The organism is Neoalteromonas arenosi, from assembly GCF_030362855.1.
In the GTDB taxonomy this organism is placed as follows: Bacteria; Pseudomonadota; Gammaproteobacteria; order Enterobacterales; family Alteromonadaceae; genus Alteromonas_E; species Alteromonas_E arenosi.
Map to the genome: position 1 here is coordinate 196,096 of NZ_JAUCBP010000006.1, position 21,472 is coordinate 217,567.

Sequence of the window (21,472 nt, forward strand, 5' to 3'; positions counted from 1 at the left end):
CGCGGAAGCGGGCTTTTTGAATTAGTTAACGGTAACGCAAAAATTAGTAAATTAGTTAAGCTTCTCTTTGATACGTGCAGACTTACCTGAACGCTCACGGAGATAGTAAAGCTTAGCACGACGCACGTCACCACGACGCTTGACTTCAATCGCTGAAATAGCTGGGCTGTGTGTTTGGAACACACGCTCAACACCTTCACCGCTAGAGATTTTACGTACTGTGAAAGACGAGTGCAGGCCACGGTTACGCTTCGCAATAACAACACCTTCATACGCCTGAAGACGCTCTTTATCGCCTTCTTTTACACGCACTTTAACAACTACTGTGTCACCTGGACCAAACGCAGGAACGTCAGTTTTGAGCTGTGCTTGCTCAATTTTCTTGATGATATCTTGACTAACTTTGCTCATCATATCCTCACATTCGAGTTAACTGTCATCTTGCTGCTTCTGCATTTGTTGAAACTCTTCAAGCAAACGCTTCTGCTCCTCAGTCAGAGCTCGATAATTAATTAATTCAGGGCGTCGCAACCATGTTCGACCAAGCGATTGTTGCAAGCGCCACTGCCTGATTTTTTCGTGATCGCCACTCAGCAAAACGCTGGGTACGGCTTTATCACCTAACACTTCCGGTCGCGTATAATGCGGACAATCTAATAAACCATCACTAAACGAATCTTGCTGTGCCGAATGTTGATGCCCTAATACACCCGGTTTTAACCGCGCGACCGTATCCATCAACACCATGGCAGCCAATTCGCCGCCACTTAGCACGTAATCACCAATCGACCATTCTTCGTCAATGTGGGCTTCGATTACTCGCTCATCAATGCCTTCATAGCGTCCGCAAACCAAAACCAAGTTGTCTACTGCTGCCAATTCAGCTGCGCCAGCTTGGTCTAACTTGCGACCTTGCGGTGATAAATAAATCACCTTAGTGTTTTTTCCTGCCGCCTGTTTAGCAGCAAGAATTGCGTCCGTAAGCGGTTGAACCATCATCAACATACCGGGACCGCCACCGTATGGCCGCTCATCAACTGTGCGATGTCGGTCATGGGTGTAATCACGCGGGTTAAAATGAGCGATTTCAAGCAGGCCATTTTTAACAGCTCTGCCAAACACCCCTTCCTCACTTATGCCATTAAACATATCGGGGAATAGGCTAACCAACCCAAACCAACCTGCGGCTGGCATTTTAAAACCCTGGATCCCAATCGACGATGATTGTTTTCGCTTCCATGTCGACCGATTTAATCACGCTTTCGCGGATAAACGGCAACATGCGTTCTTTTTGACCAAAAGCGTCATTGCTCTGCGCTTTGACTAACATCACATCGTTAGCCCCAGTTTCAAACAATTCTTTGACTACACCTAATCCATATCCATCAAGTGTTTCCACCTGCATACCGATCAGGTCACGCCAATAGTAATCATCACTTTCAAGCGTCGGTAACTGACTCGCAGTAATCGAAATATCCAAGTTTTTGATGCGTTCAGCATCATCTCGGGTTTCGATACTACTCAATTTAGCCACTAACGCTTTGCCGCTTAGACGCCAATGCTCAACCTGTATTTCTTGCTTATCACCGATAAACCACGGCGAATAATCAAAAATGCCAGTTGCTTGATCGGTATAGCTATTGATTTTGACCCAACCTTTAACGCCGTATGGCGCGCCGATCTTGCCTACTACCAATGTGTCAGACGCTTGACTCATCTATACCTCAATTAAGCATTGCTTGTTTGCGAACAAAACTGCTTATGCAGCTGCTTTTTTCGCGTCTTTTACCAAGCGTGCAACGCGGTCAGATAAACCAGCGCCTTGACCAACCCAGTGCTCAACACGATCAAGATCTAAGCGTAAACGCTCTGCTTGACCCTGCGCTGTTGGATTGAAAAAGCCGATGTTTTCAATAAAACGACCGTTGCGCGCACGGCGGCTGTCTGCCACCACAACTTGATAAAATGGGCGCTTTTTAGCACCACCACGCTGTAAACGAATAATAACCATAAATGCCTCAACTCGTTGTAGCGTTATCGTCAACTAATTACCTTAATCACGGCTGCCCGTAAGACACACCAAAATTAAGGTCGCGAGATTATACGGCAAACGATTGTTAAATCAAGCGCTTTAGAGAGATAAATCGCTTAGCAAGTAGCTTTATTGGTAGTCGTCTGTGCGGTGTTTAACCGCCGTAGAAGCTGCTGATTGAATTCCGTCACCCAATCAACAGAAACAGTGGCGCGATTAAACATAAAATGTACATCAGCGGTGTGTAAAATTCGTTGGGAAACCACAAAAGTATTAAAGCCCTCGGCACGATGCGATTTACACAATGCATGATAGTCATCAATAACCGCAGTTACGCTAGCGTCGCGCAACAATTGCAATCGACCGTTCAAGTCAAACATATGAATAAATTGTTGGGGGTATTGATTGAGTAGCTGGGCCACAGTATCACCAAAGAAACCTTCTAGATTCATCGCGACGAAATGCCCATCCGCTAACAGTTGCTCTAGCGATTCAGTATCTCGCTGGTTAGAGGCTAACATAATAAACCCAACGTGTTCCTGTCGATACGGAATAGAAAAGTGATAATCTTGATTGCGCTCGTCGGTATAGCTAGCCCCCAACGAAACATCAAACATTCCTTTGGCAAGTTCACGACTTACTCTACGCTCAGTCATGGGTAAAACATTCAGATAACAAGACATTGACGTAAGCACCTGCTCAAGCAGTTCAAAGTCATCGCCGCTGTAGGTCGAATCTTGGATGCGATAAAAATAAGGCTGCCAGTCACCAGAAAATGACAACACTACCGCTTTTTCACATGCGCTGACATTCGAAGCAAGCAACATACACACTAGCCAACCAGCCGTTACCACAAATCTGTAAATAGCGTTACTCCGTATCCATTCAGACTATTATCGACGCGGTGGAAACATACCTCCTGGTCCACCCATACCACCCATTCCACCCCCACCGGGTGGCATCATACCCTGCATGTTGCGCATCATTTTCTTCATGCCGCCACCCGACATCTTTTTCATCATTTTCTGCATTTGCGTAAATTGTTTCAGCAAACGGTTGACGTCTTGGATCTGCGTACCGGAACCTGCGGCGATGCGCTTTTTACGCGAGCCTTTAATCACATCCGGCCGAGCGCGCTCAGCCGGTGTCATTGAGTTAATAATAGCTTCCATTTGGACAAACTGCTTGTCGTTGGCCTTATCCTTCATTTGCGCCGTCATATTGCCCATGCCCGGCAATTTATCCATCAGTGACATCATGCCACCCATATTGCGCATTTGCTCAAGCTGCTCTTTGAAATCTTGAAGGTCAAAGCCCTTGCCTTTCTGAACTTTCTTGGCGAGCTGTTGAGCTTTCTTTTTATCGACCTTGCGCTCAACTTCTTCGATTAACGAAAGGACATCGCCCATACCCAGAATACGTGATGCTAGCCGCTCAGGGTGGAAAGGCTCTAAGGCATCTAGCTTCTCGCCCATCCCCAAGAACTTAATCGGCTTACCCGTTATGTGTCTTACCGACAGTGCTGCACCGCCACGAGCATCACCATCCGCCTTAGTTAAAATAACACCAGTCAGTGGCAGTGCATCATTAAATGCCTTGGCGGTATTTGCGGCATCTTGACCAGTCATTGCATCAACAACGAATAGCGTTTCGACGGGCTTGACCGCTGCATGCAGCGCCTTGATCTCGTCCATCATTTCGCCGTCGACGTGTAAACGACCCGCGGTATCAACTAGCAATACATCAAAGAATTTGAGTTTGGCATGCGCTATAGCGCTATTTACGATATCAATAGGCTTTTGCAAAATCGTTGAAGGAAAGCACTCTACTCCCACTTCCGACGCCAAGGTTTCCAGCTGTTTGATCGCTGCAGGTCGATAAATGTCTGCACTGACAACCAAGACCTTTTTCTTCTCGCGCTCGGTCAAGTGCTTAGCTAGTTTCCCCACACTGGTGGTTTTACCCGCCCCTTGCAAACCGGCCATCAACACGACCGCAGGTGGTTGAGCAGAAAGGTTTAGCTGCTCATTCGCGCTGCCCATAACCGCTTCAAGTTCTGATTGTACGACCTTGATAAACATCTGCCCCGGTTGCAGACTTTTACTCACTTCAGTGCCAAGCGCTCGCTCTTTTACTTGATTCACAAAAGCTTTAACAACGGGAAGCGCTACGTCAGCTTCTAACAGAGCCATGCGAACTTCGCGTAATGTGTCTTTGATATTATCTTCGGTCAGTCGCCCCTTCCCACTGACATTTTTCAGCGTACGACTGAGGCGGTCGGTTAAATTCTCAAACATAAGTGACTTTTTCTAAACAGTTAATGCTGCCTATTATACGCAAAATGTATGGCAGGGTTAAATGGCTGTGCACAATTCAATTTGCTAGCACGCTGAATATTCAACAAAAGCATAGTAATTCCCGAACTGGTTGATTACTATTTGCGGACATTTAGTCAAAAACCAATATATGTTTCTTTTATGGTCGACTCAGCAACAATACTATTCGCATTACTAGCATGTGCCCTTTACATTGCTGCTAGTGCAGTATTAATGCGGCGCTTTTTTCACCGCGAAGGACCTCGCGATGGAATCAACCGGCTCCTTGCGATTGGCGCAATTGCTGGACACGCTGCGGCTTTGTTTTTGGCTATAAATGGCGGCGACAACCAGAATATGACAATGGCGAATGTGCTTTCTTTGGTCGCCTGGTTAATGACGATATCAATGTTGATCAGCAGCCTTTATTTTCAGAACGTCATTTTACTGCCCGTTGTGTTTGGCCTTTCTGCTGTGGCTATTTTGCTCAGTGTATTTGTGCCAGATGCATATGCGATAAATATTGCCTTGAAACCGGGCCTGGTTATCCACATCACCTTGTCATTGTTTGCCTACGGCACTCTTATCATAGCGCTTTTATACGCCCTGCAAGTAAACTATATAGGCGGTAAACTAAAGCAAAAAGACAGTACAATTTTACACTCTTCGCTGCCGCCTTTAATGATGCTCGACCGTATTTTAATTAAACTTTTATACGTTGGCACGGGGTTGTTATTCATTGCAATTGTCAGTGGCGGGGTGTTCTTGGATGACATGCTAGACAAACAGCATATTCACAAGACCGTTCTGTCTGTTATCGCTTTAGCAGTTTATGCCACAGCACTTATTGGCAACGCAATCTGGGGATGGCGCGGCAGAACACTGATGATGTTGGTCTCGGTTAGCAGTGTTGTGCTAACACTTGCTTATTTTGGAAGTCGGTTTGTGCGTGAAGTATTGCTTTAAGTACCATTCAAGCCACATAGCCCTTGCAACCAAAACTAATGCGCACTACATTGTCAATTCCAAGGCAAACAAGGAAACTTAGTTGGACGCAATAACCACCAGCACTCTATTTATCATGTTGGGAGTGCTCATTCTGTGCTCAGCCTATTTCTCAAGCTCAGAAACGGGGATGATGTCTTTAAACCGCTATCGTCTCAAACATCTTATAAGCGAAAAAAACAGCGCAGCGATGCGTGTCGAGAAATTACTCAACCGCCCCGACAGACTCATTGGCCTCATTTTAATCGGCAACAATTTAGTTAATATCGCAGCAACAGTGGTAGCGACAGAAATTTGCGAGCGTCTATTCGGCCCGATATGGGGCCCAATAATTGTAACCGTTGCGCTCACGCTCATTATTTTGGTTTTTGCTGAAGTTACCCCCAAGACGCTTGCTGCTATATATCCGGAACGAATAGCCTTCCCCAGCTCGCTAGTCCTTTTACCGCTGATGACTGTAATGAAGCCCTTCGTATATGCGATTAACGGCATTACGAATGGTTTGCTAGCGCTTCTGCGTATTAGTCCTGCGGACGGCAACAACGATTCACTCAGCAGAGAAGAGCTACGTACAGTGGTATATGAAGCCGGTGCCATGATACCCAAGCGCCACCAAGATATGCTGGTGAGCATACTTGACCTGGAGAATGTCACCGCAGAAGACATCATGGTCCCTCGCAATGAAATCTTCGCAATTGATGTCAATGACGATTGGAAAGATATTCAACGTCAGCTAGTCAATTCGCAACATACTCGGGTGCTGTTATACCGCGATACCATTGATGACGCTGTTGGTTTTGTGCACGTTCGCGATGCATTGCGATTACTGTCTAAAGACCAATTTTCCAAAGCGACCCTGCTGCGCGCCGTTAAAGAAATCTACTACACACCAGAGTCGACTAAACTGCATACCTTGATGTACAAGTTTCAGACTGAAAAAGAGCGCATAGGCCTAGTCGTTGATGAGTATGGAGATATTCAAGGTCTAGTGACACTTGAGGATATCTTAGAAGAGATCATTGGTGATTTCACAACCAGTATGCTGCCCGCTCACAGTAAAGAAGTAACGGTCCAGCAAGATGGTAGTGTCTTAGTTGATGGGAGCGCAAACGTGCGTGAACTCAACAAAGAAATGGACTGGGAGTTACCGACAGAAGGGCCGAAAACACTTAGCGGTTTAGTCGTTGAATATTTGGAAGAAATCCCAGAGAACAATGTAAGTTTGCGACTTGCAGGCTATCCAATGGAAATTGTTGATATGAGCGAAAACAAGGTCAAGACGCTGCGTATCATGCCTGCTCTGTACAAACCGACAACCCCGTCAGGTGAGGACAATTAAGCGTTTTTTTTACGCAATTTTGCTTTATAAAAACTCACTTTGTCATTCAGCACATCCAGTTTGCTTATTAGTGACTCAAGCTCTTCATCATCGGCAACGTCTGCTTGTATTCGATGTTGCTCAAGAGCTTTTTTAAGTTGCGCAGGCAACGCCATTACCGGTCGAGTCGTCATGTCTCTGAGAGTGAAATTATTTGCTTAATGATGTTTAAGTGTATCGGTTGAAATTCGGTTTTCTAAACCTTTAATCGTGCTGATGATGCAAACAAATTAATTCTCCACTTCCTGCTTCGGCAACAATGTCAATAACCGCAAAGGCACTGGTTGAAAAAATCGGTGGCAATTCCAGATGAGCGAGTTCAGCGGTTAAAAAACTGACCAATGGCATGTGACTTACAACCAACACATTGTTGATTGGCTGCTGTTCAAGGCTATATCCTAGTAATAAATCGGCGGCATCCCGAGCGGAACTATTCGGGGTTACGTCATTAGTATCGATGCGCTTTTCTACACCATATTGCATTGCGACCAGGTCGAACGTTTGCTGAGTGCGAACATAGGGACTGACAAGCGCTAATTGAAACCCGTGAAGGTTTTGCATAAATGGTTGCATATCAACACTGGCTTGTTTAACTTGATTCCGGCCGCGCTTAGTCAGCTGTCGCTTTTTATCATTCGACAGGGAGGCCTCAGCTTCCCCATGACGAAGAATAAATATGCGCGTTAATGACTGACCAACACCATTCATATTTTATAAATAAGGTTTTATTCGCTACGCTACTCTGTAATATGGATTTACGCACAAACTGAGCGCTTAGGCAAAGTGTTTTGGCGATAAAATTATTCAACCGCGCGAGCAATTAGCTTTGAACAAACAAACGCACCTGACTTTTGATAATGAAAAATATGCGACGACCCATACGTCAAGCGGGTTGGAGTTGTTGCACATCAACTGCGAAGATAAACACTCCTGTGCGATTGCTATTACGTTTGGATGTGGTCACTTTGACGATCCCAGTGACTGTCACGGCTTGGCTCATTTGCTCGAGCATTGCTTATTCATGGGTAATACACTCCTCCCTGAGCCTAATCAAGTCGTCAGTACAATTGAACAGCTCGGTGGACAAATAAATGCAATGACGGCTGGTGAAACGATGACATTTTTATGTCGATACCCACTAGACCAGCAAAGCCAAGTGCTTACTTATCTGGCGGCATTAGTAACGTCGCCACTCCTATTAGAGAGTAGTATCGCGCAAGAAGTTGAGACCATAGAAGCCGAATTTGTTTTCAAACGCAAAGACGATTTGCGCCGGCTTTATCAAGTACACAAAGAAACGTGCAACCCTGAACACCCCTTCAGTCAATTTTCGGTCGGCAATAAAGAAATTTTCAATCGGCATTCGACATGCGCATTACAATCAAAGCTGAGAGCTTTTCACCGCCGGGAATTTGTCGCACAACACTGTAAAATCGCATTGATTTCATCACTGCCACACAGCCAAGCACTAGATGCGCTAATGAGCAGTTTTTCTGCGCTCCCCCAAGCGCCTAAACGCATATGTAAGCAATACCCTGAGCTGTACTTGCCCAAGCACAAACAGTTGTTAATTGAGGTGCAATCAATGAGTGAAGCTCGACGCCTCATTGCAACCTTTACACTCGGTAGAATGACACCCAAAGATATCGAAACCTTAAGTTTTATCAGTCATTTACTTGGCGACGAGGGTCCAGGTAGTGTGCTGTCTATACTCAAGGAAAACAATTGGATTGTCTCGTTAAGTGCTGGCGGTGGTATAGAGGGGTCGAACTTCAAAGATTTCAATATCAATATGCAATTGACGCCGGCTGCAGAGGGTCACATCTTCGACATTATTCACTGTATATTAGCGTACATCGAAAAAATCCGGGCATCGGAAACGCTTACATGGCGCATCGATGAAAAAGTGCAACTCAACACTTTGTTCAAGCAACAACATCGGATAGTGCCCGATCCTGAATTGGCTAGTCACTTCAGTGAAGGCCTATTGCAGTATGACTTAGCCGAAATGCTTGAGCTACAAACCAATCAAGTGAAGTTTAATAGCCATGATGTCAAAGCATTATTGGCGCACTTTTGCACCGCAAATCTACGCATAAAGTCAATTGCTAAGACCATTGACACCGATACAGTGGCACAGTGGTACGATACTCCTTTTCGTCAACAACCCTTTTCTGATGTGCAAGTAGCGGCTTGGTCTTCATCGACTAATTCACATGTGGATTTAGCTGCACTGCAGTTGCCAGCTCCAAACCCCTATATCAGTAAACGCCAAGAACGGCGCAAAAGTCTACCGCGAACCCCTTTACCTGAGCGTTTTTGGCATTCAGCCAATGCCGAGATTTGGAGAGCAACCGATTTACACCATGAGACGACAAAAGCCGATGCTTACTTGTCATTAGATTGCCCCTTTAACACAACTGGTCCACGCGTTCACATGGCCAAAAAATTGTGGCTTGCATGTCTCAACGACCGTTTACAGCAAGGTTATTATGCAGCCGAAGTTGCAGGCCTAAACTATCGTATATACGGTCATCAAGGAGGTTTGAGCATACATACTTCTGGTTTCGGATTTAAGCAAAAACACTTGTTACTTGACCTAATGCACGAGGTATTTACTCAGACAGATTTCGCCGAGCATTATTCTCGATTGCAGAGTTTACAAATTAACAGTTTGAAAAATCACTTGTTGAATAAACCCGTAAACCGTTTGTTCACGCGATTAGGGGTAATTATCCAACGTTACAGTTATGCTCCCCAAACCTTATTAGAACACGCCCAAACACTCTCATTTGACGAGGTGATGAGTACTCGGAAAAAATTACTCGAATCACAGTTTATACAGGCTTTTTTGCATGGCGAATGGCGATCTAATGACGCAGAGACCATTATTGAAAGCATTCAGTGCCAACAACCTTCCGGTCAAAAAGTAGAGCCAATCAATCGAGATGTATTAACACTGCCGGCCAATACCACTTACTTTCAACACGTTGACAGCGTGCACAGTGACGCTGCAGCTTTGATATTTTTGCAAGCACCTTCGACCAGTGAACTCGACACAGCGTTGACTATTGTATTGGAGCAACTACTTGCTACACCATTTTTCGAACAGCTAAGAACTAAAAAGCAATTAGGCTATGTAGTTGGGAGTGGTTACGTTACGCATAATGCACATCCCGGTATGGCCTTTTACATCCAATCCCCCACTCACAGTGCCAATGAATTGATCAATGAAATGACCAGCTTTTTAATGGGACAACTAGAACACATCGATTACTACGAAAAATTCTGGCCGCAAATCCAAGCAAACATCATTCGTCAACTCATGGCACCGGATGTTAACTCAGGGGCGCGCGCTCAACGTCTTTGGATAAGTATTGGCTTAGGCGACTTTTCATTTGACCGCAACCAGCGGATTGCCACAGCAGTGCACAACCTATCGTTTGAACAACTTGTTTCGCACGCCACCAAACTACTAGAGCGAAACTCGTTTGGAGAATTGGTGCTTTACAGCTTTGGCAACCTCGACTCCTCTCGGGATTTTGCTGCGCGCAGCAACACCTTTCATATTAATGATCTTAGTGATTTTAAAAGCACTATGCCATATGCGTAAGAAGCAGTTGTCGATGATTTAATCAAGCTCGAACAACACGCAAGAAATTACTTGTAGATAACGGCTCAAATTGGCATATTTAGACCTTCGTGCAAGGAATGCAAAATCAACACACAATTATTAGAAGGCAAGCAACATTGCCCAAGAGTTTAAGTGCGAATAAGTAGAGCCACAGGTTATTCTTTTTACTTGTGTTTTGTAACCATCCTAGGTTGGATGGTGAGCACGCCTGTCTTCGCGCAAAATGACTTCCGCCCAGCATTCACAAACACGGACCTAGAAGATGCTCAGATTTACGCAATCGTCGAGGATAGCCACGGCTTTATATGGACAGACTCCTCGGAGGAGGGGGTAAGTCGTTTCGATGGTTACAAGGTCGTTAAATACAAGCACGTTAAAGGTGATGGCACCAGTTTAGTCAGTGGTAAAGTAACCGATATTATCGCTGATCAATTAGGTCGTGTGTGGATTGCCACGGATGCAGGCCTTTCTCGCTATGACGATAGCAAAAATCATTTTATTAATTATACCGCTGAAAATAGTGCGCTGGTGAGCGGCGAAGTCACTGCTATCGCGCAAGGCAGCAATGGCAAGCTCATCATTGCAGACACAGACGGTTTATATGAGTTTGTATTGAGCGAAAACCGGTTACAAAGGCTCAACTCGCAAGGGTTACCTACAACCGGGATCAGTTTTATCTATGACGATACCGATAAGATATGGCTAGGTGCACAGGAGCAAGGGATTTATGCGTTAGACAAAGAAACGCAACAAATCTTCGACTTACAAGATACCAATCCTTGGTCTATTCAGTTGCCATTTACGCAAATTTACGCAATGCAGAAATTCGCTGGCAGTCTTTGGATTGGAGGCCTGCACGGGATATATGAAATAACGCCAAGTCGTACCGTTCGGCCAGTATCTGTATTAAATGACAACCAAATAGAAGTGCGTGATATTCAAGTTCACGACAGCAAAGTCTGGTTCATATCTTCCAGCGGCATTTTCACCATGGGAACCAATCGACTGATCAGCCAACAACTCATTAATCCCATCGATACCAATCACAATAGTAATTATCTCGAAAAAATGCTGGTCGATCGCAATAATGTTATTTGGGTCGGCACAGAAGACGGTGCGTACCGACGTCTACCCTACTCTCCTTTTGCGCCGCGATTGATTGACTCTGTAAATCAACAAGGTGAAACCAAAGACGTGAGCGGCGTTTGGTCTATCAAACAGGCCAACAATGGCGATTTGTGGTTTACCACCGAATCCAACACGATCACTAGAATGCCGTTTAATGATCAATCGAGCACAGAGTTTAGTAATCCCACAGACTATCCCCTTTGGGACATTGTAGTTGGTAATGACCAGAGTATCTGGTTGGCGACATCAGGTGGTGTATACAATTTTTCTGTGACTGCTGACGACACACTGGAAGTTGTAGAGCAATACTTCACTGGCGATTTGATTGACAAACTTTACGCCACAAACGACTCCATTTGGCTCTGGCACGATACCCAAGGACTCGTCCAGATCAATCAAAGCACGCGAGCTATCACCCGGTTTGCAGCGCCTAGTTTGATTAACCTTCTTCTACCGATTGGCGAGGACCCTCTGGGGCGTCTTTGGTTTAACTCAAATATGGGCGCTATTACATTTGAGCCCAATAGCGCACTGTTTGACGCCCCGTTTCAAGCCAACGCGAACCACCCTTTACACGGTGAACAGCTGATTTATTTCTACCCTTACGCAGGACATTATTACGCCGTTACCTTATCAGCAGGCACTTACAAATTAGACAAAAGCTCGCTTGCTGTGGTTGATCATCTTGAAAGTAGAGTTGATGAAGTTATGTCTGCTATGGGTATCGACGACGCATTATGGTACGCAGGGACCCGCGCCATCTATCAAGTGAATTTGCCTCAGATGCAAACGGGGAGTTACGTTGCCTCACAACGCTTCGGTGACAACGAACACTGGGACGGTTCAATTGCCAAAGGTGAGGATGGTGCACTGTTTTTCGGGGGAGAAAAAGGTATCACTATGATTTACCCTGATTACGTCGATCAACCCAATATTTTGAGTAACGGAACACGTGCTCCTGAGCTCCTCCAGTTACGTGTTTTCAATACCATCGTTGAGCCTAGTGATGAACCGGATGCAACGTTAACATCGAGTATTTATCTTACCGACTCTGTAACACTGGATAACAAATCTTCTTTCACGATTGAATACGGTGTGATCAATCCTGTAGATAGTCGTTATACCGAGTATCGAATTCGCGGAATAGACGGCACTTGGGTAGAACAAACTAGTCGCTCAGCATCGTTCAGCAGTGTTGACTTTGGTCAATATCGCATCGAAATTCAATCGCGCTTATACAGCGGCGAATGGTCACCCAGTCGAGTGTTCAATGTAGAGGTACTTCCACCGGTTTGGCTGCATCGCCACGCACTTATCTTATACGCGTTCTTTATTGTGGTCATTGCATTTTATTTGGTCCGACAATATCAAGTTCGCAAAGCTTCACAGCTAGCAATACGTGAAAGTGAAGAACGCCTGAAGTTGACTTTATGGAGCAGTGGCGACGAATTGTGGGATTGGGACATTTATGGCGGTCAAGTGCATCGATCGAACATATGGGGCACGTTAGACTTTCCTCAAGATACCATACGCACAACGGGCTCTTATGATGCCAATATCCATGAAAATGATATTGAGCGAGTTAAAACAGCGCTTAACCAGCATTTAGATGGTCAGTCCGAGTTTTATGAAACGGCCTATCGGGCTAAAACATTCAAAGGCGAGTGGATTTGGATTCTAGACCGAGGCAAAGTCGTAAAGCGCGACCAAAACAACCACCCTCTTCGTATGACCGGTACTCTGAAAAATATTCAGCATCTAAAGCAAGCCGAAGAGCAGTTGTATTTGTTTAAGCGCTCAATCGAAAACATCTCCGAAGGCGTGTTTATAACCAACACTGATTTCAAGTTTGTCTCGGTGAATAATGCGTACTGTAATTATACGGGGGAAACACGGGAAAAAGCGCTGGCTAGTTACCTGTTTTTCCATCAGTACCCCGATGCATTTACTGATGAAATCAAAAAATCATTGCGACAACGTGGCAATTGGTCAGGAGAAGTCGAATCGCTGCGCACTAACGGTGAGCGTTTTGAAATGGAGCTCAACATTGATGCGGTCTATGGCGATGATAATAGCATTAGTCACTATGTTGGCGTTTTCTCCGATATAACGTCACGAAAAAAGACCGAAAAAGAGTTATTAAAGTTAGCTAATGTAGACCCGCTGACAGATCTACCTAATCGCTCTTTCTTCCAAGCAAGCCACCAAAATTTAGTGCGCAAAGATATTCCGCATACGCTCATATGCTTGGATATGGACAACTTTAAAAAGATTAATGACTCACTCGGCCATCAGACGGGTGACATATTGATCAAGCAAATTGCCCGTCGCGTGCAGCGTACAACGGGCTCCGCTGCAACCTGTTACCGCTTAGGGGGTGACGAATTTAGCTTGCTTATCGAACACAAAGAAGAAGTCCATACCATTACCCACTTTGCACAAAGTGTATTGGATACCTTATCGCGCCCCTTCGTCATCAATAAACAAGAGTTTGTGCTCAGTGCGAGTTTGGGCATTGCGTTTTACCCTGAGGATGGTAAATCGCCTCAGGAATTACTCAAGAATGCTGACACAGCCATGTACTTCGCGAAAAACGGTGGTGGCAATAGCTACCAATTCTTCAGTGGTGAAATGAACCAAAATGCCGTTCGCCAGCTTCAAATTGAAAACCTTATAAGGCAAGGGATCCGAGATAATTTGTTTACCGTCTTTTATCAGCCTAAGGTCGATATTGCCTCTGGTAAGCTAGTCAGCATGGAAGCGCTAGTGCGGTTTGAGCATCCGCAAAAAGGTATTGTATCCCCCAATCAATTCATCCCCTTGGCTGAACAAACTGGACAAATTATCGATATCGGTGAACAAGTACTGCGCAAAGCCTGTGAAGACACAAAGCGTTGGGTTAACGAAGGATTGTTTACCGGGCGCGTAGCGGTAAACATTTCAGCTCGTCAGTTTGAGTTACCCGATTTAGATGACCGAATCGATAGGATCCTTCGCCAAGTAGGTTTATCCCCCTTGCATCTCGAATGTGAGCTTACTGAAGGGACCTTAATGGAAAATCCTGAACAGGGATTGAAATTAATGCAGCGTCTGCGTGAACGGGGTATTCATCTAGCGCTGGATGATTTCGGGACGGGATACTCGTCGCTCGCATATCTCAAGCGCTTCCCGTTAAATACGCTTAAGATAGATAAAGCCTTCATCGATGACATTGCAGAAAGTAGCGTTGACCGTCACATGGCTGCCGCAATTATCAACATTGCGCACAACTTAGGCCTGAAGGTTGTTGCTGAAGGCGTAGAAGAAGAAAAACAACTGTCAATATTACGACGCTACGATTGTGAGATGTTACAAGGCTATCTCTATAGTAAGCCGCTCAGTGCAGATAAATTCGAAAAATTGCTGCGTGAGAACCAAAAACTTCACCAACTCATCGGCGAAACTAAAGTTTAACTGAGAAAATCACTGGACTTTGACAGTCTAGGCTCCACTAAACCCCTATCCCTAAACCCCCAAAAAAAACAAATAAACCATTGTTTTAATATAACTTTTTTGGTCATTAAAAGTTGGCATGCATATCGCAGAGTACATGGAGCGCGTCACAAAAATGGCGGGTATACCATTTAATAACAGACTAGAGGAGTCAACCATGTTGAAAGCGTTTGCAATAGCACTAGTGATGAGCACTGCTCAACCGGCAGTGGCAACAGAAGAGGGTGCTAAAGCGCCAACTGTTAGTGAGTCGATTGTGGTAGTAGAAAAGCCAATGGGCAAGAAACGCCCTAGAAACAGACGTTTCTAATTAATTGGTGATGAAGGACGAAGTTACTCTAGGAATGGAACATTCAAAGAGAGGCCTAGCCTCTCTTTTTTAATTCTTGTCGCTCGATTAAGCCGATAATTGAGCGTTGCCAAAGCCCACCGATTTACGCCACGCCACGTGCTTTGAAATACCAAACATCGGCAGTGCTAGAGGGCCCAACATCAGACCCACGACAGCCCAAGGTTTAGGCGGCAATCCCGACTTAAACGCATCGACGTAGTAGTACATAGAAAAAACCAGCGATAGGGCAATAAGTAACAACATATTTCTCTCGGGCGCCTAAATTTAAGTGGCGACATTTTACCCTATTTGCGCAACTTAAGTACCATTTTTATCGATTATAATGAAAAAAACCGAGAAAACCCCGGTTTTTAACTATTATTTAACATTTTGCTAACGCAGTGCTAGCACATTGCGAAAGACCTAGTAAAAAGTCTCGCCACTTTCTGCCATCTTAACCAGAATGTCAGCAGGGGCGAACTTTGTATCAACTGTCTCACTGTAGTGCTTTAAACGACTAACGACGTGTTGCAAGCCCAAGGTATCCATGTAATTGAATGGCCCACCCAAAAATGGCGGGAAACCGATCCCAAAGATAGCCCCGATATCGCCATCACGCGCATTGCGAATAACGCCTTCGTCAAGGCAACGCGCTGCTTCGTTTAGCATCATGAATACGGTTCGCTCGGCAATGGTATCGCCACTCATGCTCTTTTGTGGCGTGATACCGAGTAATTCGTATAACGACTCGTCAACTTCTTTACCCGGTTTCTTGCCCTCATAAGAGTAGAATCCACGACCGTTTTTCTTACCTTTGCGATCATCGTCCAAAACCTTGTCAAACGCACTTGGTGCCACAAAACGATCGCCAAATTGCTCAACCAAGAAAGGAATGATTTTGGTACCTACATCGATACCGACTTCATCCAGTAATTTCACAGGCCCTACCGGGAAGCCAAATTTCACTAAGGACTTGTCGATATGATCAATCGGCTCCCCAGCTAACAGTACGCAAGCCGCTTCGTTCATGTAAGGAGCCAAGATACGGTTTACATAAAAGCCTGCACCATCTTTTACGACAACGGGGGTTTTACCCTGACGTTTTGCAAATTCAACGGTGGTAGAGATAGTCTCATCAGACGTTTTCTCGTGAGCGATAACCTCTGCTAATGGCATTTTATCTACCGGAGAAAAGTAGTGCAGACCTATCACATTTTCTGGCCGTGCTGCTTTTTCTGCAATCTGCGTAATTGGAATAGATGACGTATTCGACGCAAAAATAGTTGTTTCTTTACAATTCGCTTCAACATCCGCAACCATTTGTTGCTTAAGTGCTAGGTCTTCGAATACTGCTTCGATAACCATATCAGCACTGCCGAAACCACTGTAATCAGTTGCCCCAGTCAACAATGCCAATTGTTGCTGCATCTTTGACTTGAGCATGATTTTGCGCTTAACGCGCTTATTGAGGATGTCATAGCTATAGCGAATAGCATTAGCGATACCTTCGGAACGTATATCTTTAATACGCGCTGGTACTTTTGCTTTTGTTGCCGTTACATAGGCGATACCACCGCCCATAAGACCGCCACCTAAAACACCCACTTTTTTAACTTTTGCCGGCGCTACACCTTCAACGCCCTGCTCTTTTTTCATATCTGTAGTAGCAAAGAAGATCCCGCGTAACTGCTTGGACTCTGGTGTCATGACCAATTCACCAAAATGACGAGCTTCAACGCGCAAACCATCACGCATTCCATCACTCATACCAGTCTCGATACAATCGATAATGCGCTCAGGAGCTGGGTAATTACCCTTTGTTTTCGCAATCGTCTGTTTACGCGCTTGCTTGAATAAGGTGTTACGTCCAAATGCAGTTTCTTCGAGCAAACGGTTCACTAGGCTCAACTTTGGTTTGCTTCGATTCGGCTTGCTTTTCTTCGCAAACTCTACCGCCACGTCAAAAAGTATGGACTCTGGTACCATGTCATCGACGATGCCATACTTCTTCGCCTGCTTTGCGCGCGCAGGAGAGCCTGTCAACATCATTTTCATGGCTTGCTGAATACCGATCAAACGCGGTAAACGCTGAGTACCACCACTGCCTGGTAACAGACCGAGTTGAACCTCAGGTAGCCCTAACTGGGTAATGTCGGCGTCTGTACAAACGCGATAATGACAGGCCAAAGCCAACTCTAAACCACCGCCTAATGCGGGGCCATGAATCGCTGCGACAAAGGTCTTTGCCATATTCTCGATACGATTGAATACGTCTTGACCACCTTTAGATAAGGCTTCTGCGTCTTCAGCCGTTGTGCACGCTGCGAGCATTGAAATGTCGGCACCTGCGACAAAAGAACCTTTTTTGCCACTTTGCAACACTACGCCTTTGATACTGTTGTCTTGCTCAATTTCATCGAGCATTGCTGTTATCTCGTCACCAAATGCCTGCTTCAGGGTGTTCATCGTTTCCCCGGGCACATCCATGGTTAATACGGCAACACCGTCATCGCGTTTTTCTAACGTAAATGCGCTATTTGTCATTATTCAGTCTCCACAATCATGGCTGCTGCCAAACCACCAGCGGCACATGCAGTCAAAAGACCAGTACCACCGCCTCGGCGATGTAATTCATTCAACATTTGCGTAATCATTCGTGTACCGGTAGCCGCAAATGGATGACCATAGGCAATCGAGCTACCCATGACGTTAAATTTATCCATATCAATTTCACCCGTTGCTTTGCTGCGCCCTAACTTCTCTTGGGCAAACTTGTCGCTAGCGAACATTTTCACATTGGCCAACGCTTGTGCTGCAAATGCCTCGTGCATTTCAATGAGCGTCAGATCGCCCAATGTCATCCCCGCGCGCTCGAGTGCCATAGGTGTTGCGTATGAGGGCCCCATTAACATATCTTCCCATACGTCAATTGCGGCAAAGGCATAACTCTTTAAGTAACCTAGCGGGGTATAACCCAATTCTTTGGCGCGGCTTTCAGTCATCATCAAGATTGCTGACGCACCGTCAGTCAGCGGCGTTGCGTTAGCAGCTGTTACAGTACCGTGCTTGCGATCAAACACTGGCTTAGGCTTGGCGTAACCTTCAATGCTAGAGTCAAAGCGTATGTTGTTATCGCGCTCAAGTGCACCTTTGAAGGGTTCGGCATAGGCTGTCATTACTTCATTGGCCAACTTACCTTCTTCCCAGCTTTGCGCTGCAAGCGTATGGCTTCGATGCGCCAACGCATCTTGTTCAGCGCGTGTTATTCCGTGAGTTTTAGCCATTTGTTCGGCTGTTTGCCCCATTGACAAGCCAGTCGAATACTCTGCAACGGCGGGCGGTACTGGCGCTAAGTCACGGATCGAAAGGCGCTTAAAAATAGCGAACTTCTGCCCCATGGTTTTAGCTTTTTGCAAATCGACCAGAGCTCGGGCTAATTTCTTTGAAACCCCGATAGGCGATACTGATGTTGAATCTGCCCCCCCAGCAACACCGACGGTGATGTTACCCGCCAACATCGACTCAGCAATATTGACTGTCGATTGGAAGCTAGTAGCACAGGCGCGCGATACACTGTAAGCATCGGTAGAAACCGGCATGTTTGTCCCAAGTACAATTTCTCGTGCAATATTCGGCGCCTCTGGCATCTGCACAACTTGTCCATAAACCACTTGCTCAACCCACTGCGGATCGACATTGTTGCGGATCAACATTTCATTGACCACCATTTTGCCCAAATCAACCGCAGGAACACCGTGAAAATAAGTCGCCATCTTTGCAAATGGTGTACGGAGTCCGGCAACTATTGCTATACGCTCGCCATTGCGGGTCGTTAGATTTTGTTTCGTAGCCATAAAGAGGTCCTTTGATAATTCAAACCAAGTGGTCTGACCTGTAAAGTGGGCTGATTCTTACAAAGTGTAGAGAGAATTTCAATGTTTTATCCCGTTTTGTTGCTTTTTTGTGCAATCAAGACAGTAAAAACGTCACGTACAGAGCATAGTGGGTAATTGAGCTTTTTGCCGTTGAGATTTGTAACAATATCCCTATATTTGACAGCGATTAAGTGAGATAAGCTTACCTTTGTGTAGTAAAGGTAAAATTCGCTGGAACCAAACCCTGTGTTTTACACACAAATACAGCGTCAGGTTAAAGGGTCAGCATTAGCTATAAGGAAAACTGAATGGCAGTCGCGCAGTTTCAACAACTACAAGAATATTTAAACAGCCAGATCATTGGGCAATCGGCATTGACACAAAACATCTTAATCGCTTTATTGGCAGATGGACACTTGTTAGTCGAAGGTCCTCCAGGGTTAGCAAAAACCCGAGCGATTAACGCATTAGCCGACGGTATTGACGCCGACTTTCATCGCGTTCAGTTTACACCGGACCTGTTGCCAGCAGACTTAACCGGAACCGATATCTATCGTCCAGAAACAGGGGAGTTTATATTCCAGCCTGGTCCTCTTTTCCACAATTTAGTATTAGCTGATGAAATCAACCGCGCGCCTGCCAAGGTGCAGTCAGCCCTACTTGAGGCTATGGCAGAGCGACAAATTACGGTCGGCAATAAAACCTACAAATTATCGGATTTGTTTTTAGTCATGGCGACCCAGAACCCGCTCGAGCAGGAAGGTACATACCCCCTTCCAGAAGCTCAGCTCGATCGATTTTTGATGCACGTAGAAATCACTTATCCCAATGCTGAAAGCGAACTTGAAATATTGCGCTTGACTCGAAATGAAGCAAAACAGACGGCCAACGTTACGCCGCCCACTATTACACAAAGCACGATTTTTGCCGCTCGTCAGGAAGTGTTATCGCTGCACTTAGCGCCCTCGCTAGAAGAATATATTGTGCAATTGATCATGGCAACGCGCTCACCGGCAACCTATGCCGCAGAACTAGGCACTGCTATCGAATTTGGCGCAAGTCCGCGAGCGACCATATCGCTAGAGCGCTGCGCACGTGCTCATGCATGGCTAGCTGGCCGCGACTTCGTTGGGCCAGATGATATTCAAGCGGTCTATCACAATGTCATGCGTCACCGAATTATCCTGAGTTATGAAGCACTGGCAGAGGGCAAAAGTGCCAATCAAGTTTTAACTCAAATCCTCACCGCCGTGCCGGTACCCTAGGCACACGTATGGTAAGTCAGACTATGCTGGCAGCAAACCTAGCCGCCTACCAGACCAATGGCGTTGAGCTGTGTGTTGCTGAGCTCGTGCGATATCGGCATCACACCAAGGCTTTGGATTTGTCGCCTAGCGCTAATCCACAGGCGCAATTATCCGGCAGCTACATATCACGGATTAAAGGCCGAGGCATGGAGTTTGACGAGTCACGTCATTATCAGCCCGGGGATGATATTCGCGCTATCGATTGGCGAGTTACTGCTCGTACGGGTAAAACCCATACCAAAGTGTTTCGCGAAGAACGCGAACGTCCGGTTTATGTACTTACCGATATGTCTAAGACCATGCAATTTGGCAGTGAGTTTGTCCTTAAATCAGTGCAAGCGGCGCATTTAGCCGCGCTCATCGCGTGGTCTGCAATTGAGCGTGGGGATAAACTGGGTAGTATTGGTTTCAATGATGAGTATCACTTAGAGACTAAGCCGCGCAATCGTCAAGCGGCTGTATTAGCTGTACTCCACCATTTACTGGAGTTGCAAAACCGACCCTCAAACCACGCGTTGAAAAGACCATTAACGGGATCATCATCCTCAACTTCAGCAAACAGTTTTTATGACGCATGTGCTCGCCTGGTTCGATTGGCAAAACCCGGCAGTTTAGTATGGTTAGTTAGCGACTTTCAGCAGCTGGATACTGCGACAACTCGATTGTTGACCAATCTGTCGCGGCACTGTGAAGTGCGCGCTGCAGTCATCAATGATCCGCTCGAGTTGCACCTTCCCGATAGTGTTGAACGTCAATCCTTGACTGTTACTGATGGTGTAAACAATCAATCACTCGTCCTAGGTGATAAGCAAAGCAGTCAGGAATATCATCATTGGGCGAGTAGCCGACAAGCGCATATCATAGACAGCTTAGAAAGTGCTAAGGTGCATGGATTTGCTGTTAGTGCAGGAACACCACTGCTCGACCACAGTTTACAACCATTGCGCACAATAGTGCAGCAGAGGATCGCGTAGT

General features: G+C 45.7%; 18 protein-coding genes. 7 read left to right on the forward strand and 11 right to left on the reverse strand.

The window, feature by feature from the left end; all coding sequences use genetic code 11:
- Positions 1-51: 51 nt before the first annotated feature.
- The 6 genes from rplS to ffh all read right to left on the reverse strand — a co-directional run bounded on the left by rplS (position 52) and on the right by ffh (position 4,329).
- Positions 52-411, reverse strand: a complete 360-nt coding sequence (gene rplS, locus QTP81_RS05115) for a 50S ribosomal protein L19 (RefSeq protein ID WP_289364507.1) — start codon at positions 409-411, stop codon at positions 52-54.
- 18 nt (positions 412-429) lie between these two features.
- A complete protein-coding gene (gene trmD, locus QTP81_RS05120) occupies positions 430-1,194 on the reverse strand; it encodes a tRNA (guanosine(37)-N1)-methyltransferase TrmD (RefSeq protein WP_289364173.1) in 765 nt (254 codons plus the stop codon).
- A 1-nt stretch (position 1,195) separates the two neighbouring features.
- Positions 1,196-1,717 (reverse strand): ribosome maturation factor RimM, encoded by a 522-nt coding sequence (gene rimM, locus QTP81_RS05125; protein ID WP_289364175.1) that lies wholly within the window; start codon positions 1,715-1,717, stop codon positions 1,196-1,198.
- 42 nt (positions 1,718-1,759) lie between these two features.
- Positions 1,760-2,011, reverse strand: a complete 252-nt coding sequence (gene rpsP, locus QTP81_RS05130; protein ID WP_100641973.1) for a 30S ribosomal protein S16 — start codon at positions 2,009-2,011, stop codon at positions 1,760-1,762.
- 137 nt (positions 2,012-2,148) lie between these two features.
- Positions 2,149-2,859 (reverse strand): substrate-binding periplasmic protein, encoded by a 711-nt coding sequence (locus tag QTP81_RS05135; RefSeq protein ID WP_289364176.1) that lies wholly within the window; start codon positions 2,857-2,859, stop codon positions 2,149-2,151.
- A 66-nt stretch (positions 2,860-2,925) separates the two neighbouring features.
- A complete protein-coding gene (gene ffh / locus QTP81_RS05140; protein ID WP_289364177.1) occupies positions 2,926-4,329 on the reverse strand; it encodes a signal recognition particle protein in 1,404 nt (467 codons plus the stop codon).
- A gap of 180 nt (positions 4,330-4,509) precedes the next feature.
- Between ffh and QTP81_RS05145 the strand changes: the two genes are divergently transcribed.
- Both QTP81_RS05145 and QTP81_RS05150 read left to right on the forward strand, forming a co-directional pair.
- Positions 4,510-5,313 carry a cytochrome C assembly family protein gene (locus QTP81_RS05145; RefSeq protein ID WP_289364178.1) on the forward strand — a complete coding sequence of 268 codons (804 nt, stop codon included), beginning with the start codon at positions 4,510-4,512 and terminating at the stop codon, positions 5,311-5,313.
- A gap of 82 nt (positions 5,314-5,395) precedes the next feature.
- Positions 5,396-6,691, forward strand: coding sequence for an HlyC/CorC family transporter (locus tag QTP81_RS05150; RefSeq protein ID WP_289364179.1), 1,296 nt, complete (start codon positions 5,396-5,398; stop codon positions 6,689-6,691).
- Here the strand turns inward: QTP81_RS05150 and QTP81_RS05155 are convergent.
- Positions 6,688-6,864 carry a hypothetical protein gene (locus QTP81_RS05155; RefSeq protein WP_289364180.1) on the reverse strand — a complete coding sequence of 59 codons (177 nt, stop codon included), beginning with the start codon at positions 6,862-6,864 and terminating at the stop codon, positions 6,688-6,690. The genes QTP81_RS05150 and QTP81_RS05155 overlap by 4 nt on opposite strands.
- Positions 6,865-6,934: 70 nt before the next feature.
- A complete protein-coding gene (gene sixA, locus QTP81_RS05160) occupies positions 6,935-7,438 on the reverse strand; it encodes a phosphohistidine phosphatase SixA (protein ID WP_289364181.1) in 504 nt (167 codons plus the stop codon).
- 118 nt (positions 7,439-7,556) lie between these two features.
- Here sixA and QTP81_RS05165 point away from each other — a divergent pair, with 118 nt between their 5' ends.
- The 3 genes from QTP81_RS05165 to QTP81_RS05175 all read left to right on the forward strand — a co-directional run bounded on the left by QTP81_RS05165 (position 7,557) and on the right by QTP81_RS05175 (position 15,294).
- A complete protein-coding gene (locus QTP81_RS05165) occupies positions 7,557-10,343 on the forward strand; it encodes an insulinase family protein (RefSeq protein WP_289364182.1) in 2,787 nt (928 codons plus the stop codon).
- A gap of 153 nt (positions 10,344-10,496) precedes the next feature.
- On the forward strand, positions 10,497-14,945 hold the full coding sequence (locus QTP81_RS05170; RefSeq protein WP_289364184.1) for an EAL domain-containing protein: 4,449 nt from the start codon (positions 10,497-10,499) through the stop codon (positions 14,943-14,945).
- A gap of 196 nt (positions 14,946-15,141) precedes the next feature.
- Complete coding sequence (locus QTP81_RS05175) at positions 15,142-15,294, forward strand: hypothetical protein (RefSeq protein ID WP_289364186.1); 153 nt, start codon at positions 15,142-15,144, stop codon at positions 15,292-15,294.
- 87 nt (positions 15,295-15,381) lie between these two features.
- On the opposite strand, the gene QTP81_RS05180 is transcribed toward QTP81_RS05175, so the two are convergent.
- From QTP81_RS05180 to fadI, 3 genes are all read right to left on the reverse strand, one after another.
- Complete coding sequence (locus tag QTP81_RS05180) at positions 15,382-15,579, reverse strand: hypothetical protein (protein ID WP_289364188.1); 198 nt, start codon at positions 15,577-15,579, stop codon at positions 15,382-15,384.
- Between the two features lie 159 nt (positions 15,580-15,738).
- Positions 15,739-17,859, reverse strand: coding sequence for a fatty acid oxidation complex subunit alpha FadJ (fadJ, locus tag QTP81_RS05185; RefSeq protein WP_289364190.1), 2,121 nt, complete (start codon positions 17,857-17,859; stop codon positions 15,739-15,741).
- On the reverse strand, positions 17,859-19,169 hold the full coding sequence (gene fadI / locus QTP81_RS05190; protein WP_289364192.1) for an acetyl-CoA C-acyltransferase FadI: 1,311 nt from the start codon (positions 19,167-19,169) through the stop codon (positions 17,859-17,861). Before fadI ends, fadJ begins: the two co-directional genes overlap by 1 nt.
- 329 nt (positions 19,170-19,498) lie before the next feature.
- Between fadI and QTP81_RS05195 the strand changes: the two genes are divergently transcribed.
- On the forward strand, positions 19,499-20,455 hold the full coding sequence (locus QTP81_RS05195; RefSeq protein WP_289364193.1) for an AAA family ATPase: 957 nt from the start codon (positions 19,499-19,501) through the stop codon (positions 20,453-20,455).
- Between the two features lie 8 nt (positions 20,456-20,463).
- The gene (locus tag QTP81_RS05200) at positions 20,464-21,471 is read left to right on the forward strand and encodes a DUF58 domain-containing protein (protein WP_289364194.1); all 1,008 of its coding nucleotides are present in this window, start codon (positions 20,464-20,466) and stop codon (positions 21,469-21,471) included.
- Position 21,472 lies beyond the last annotated feature (1 nt).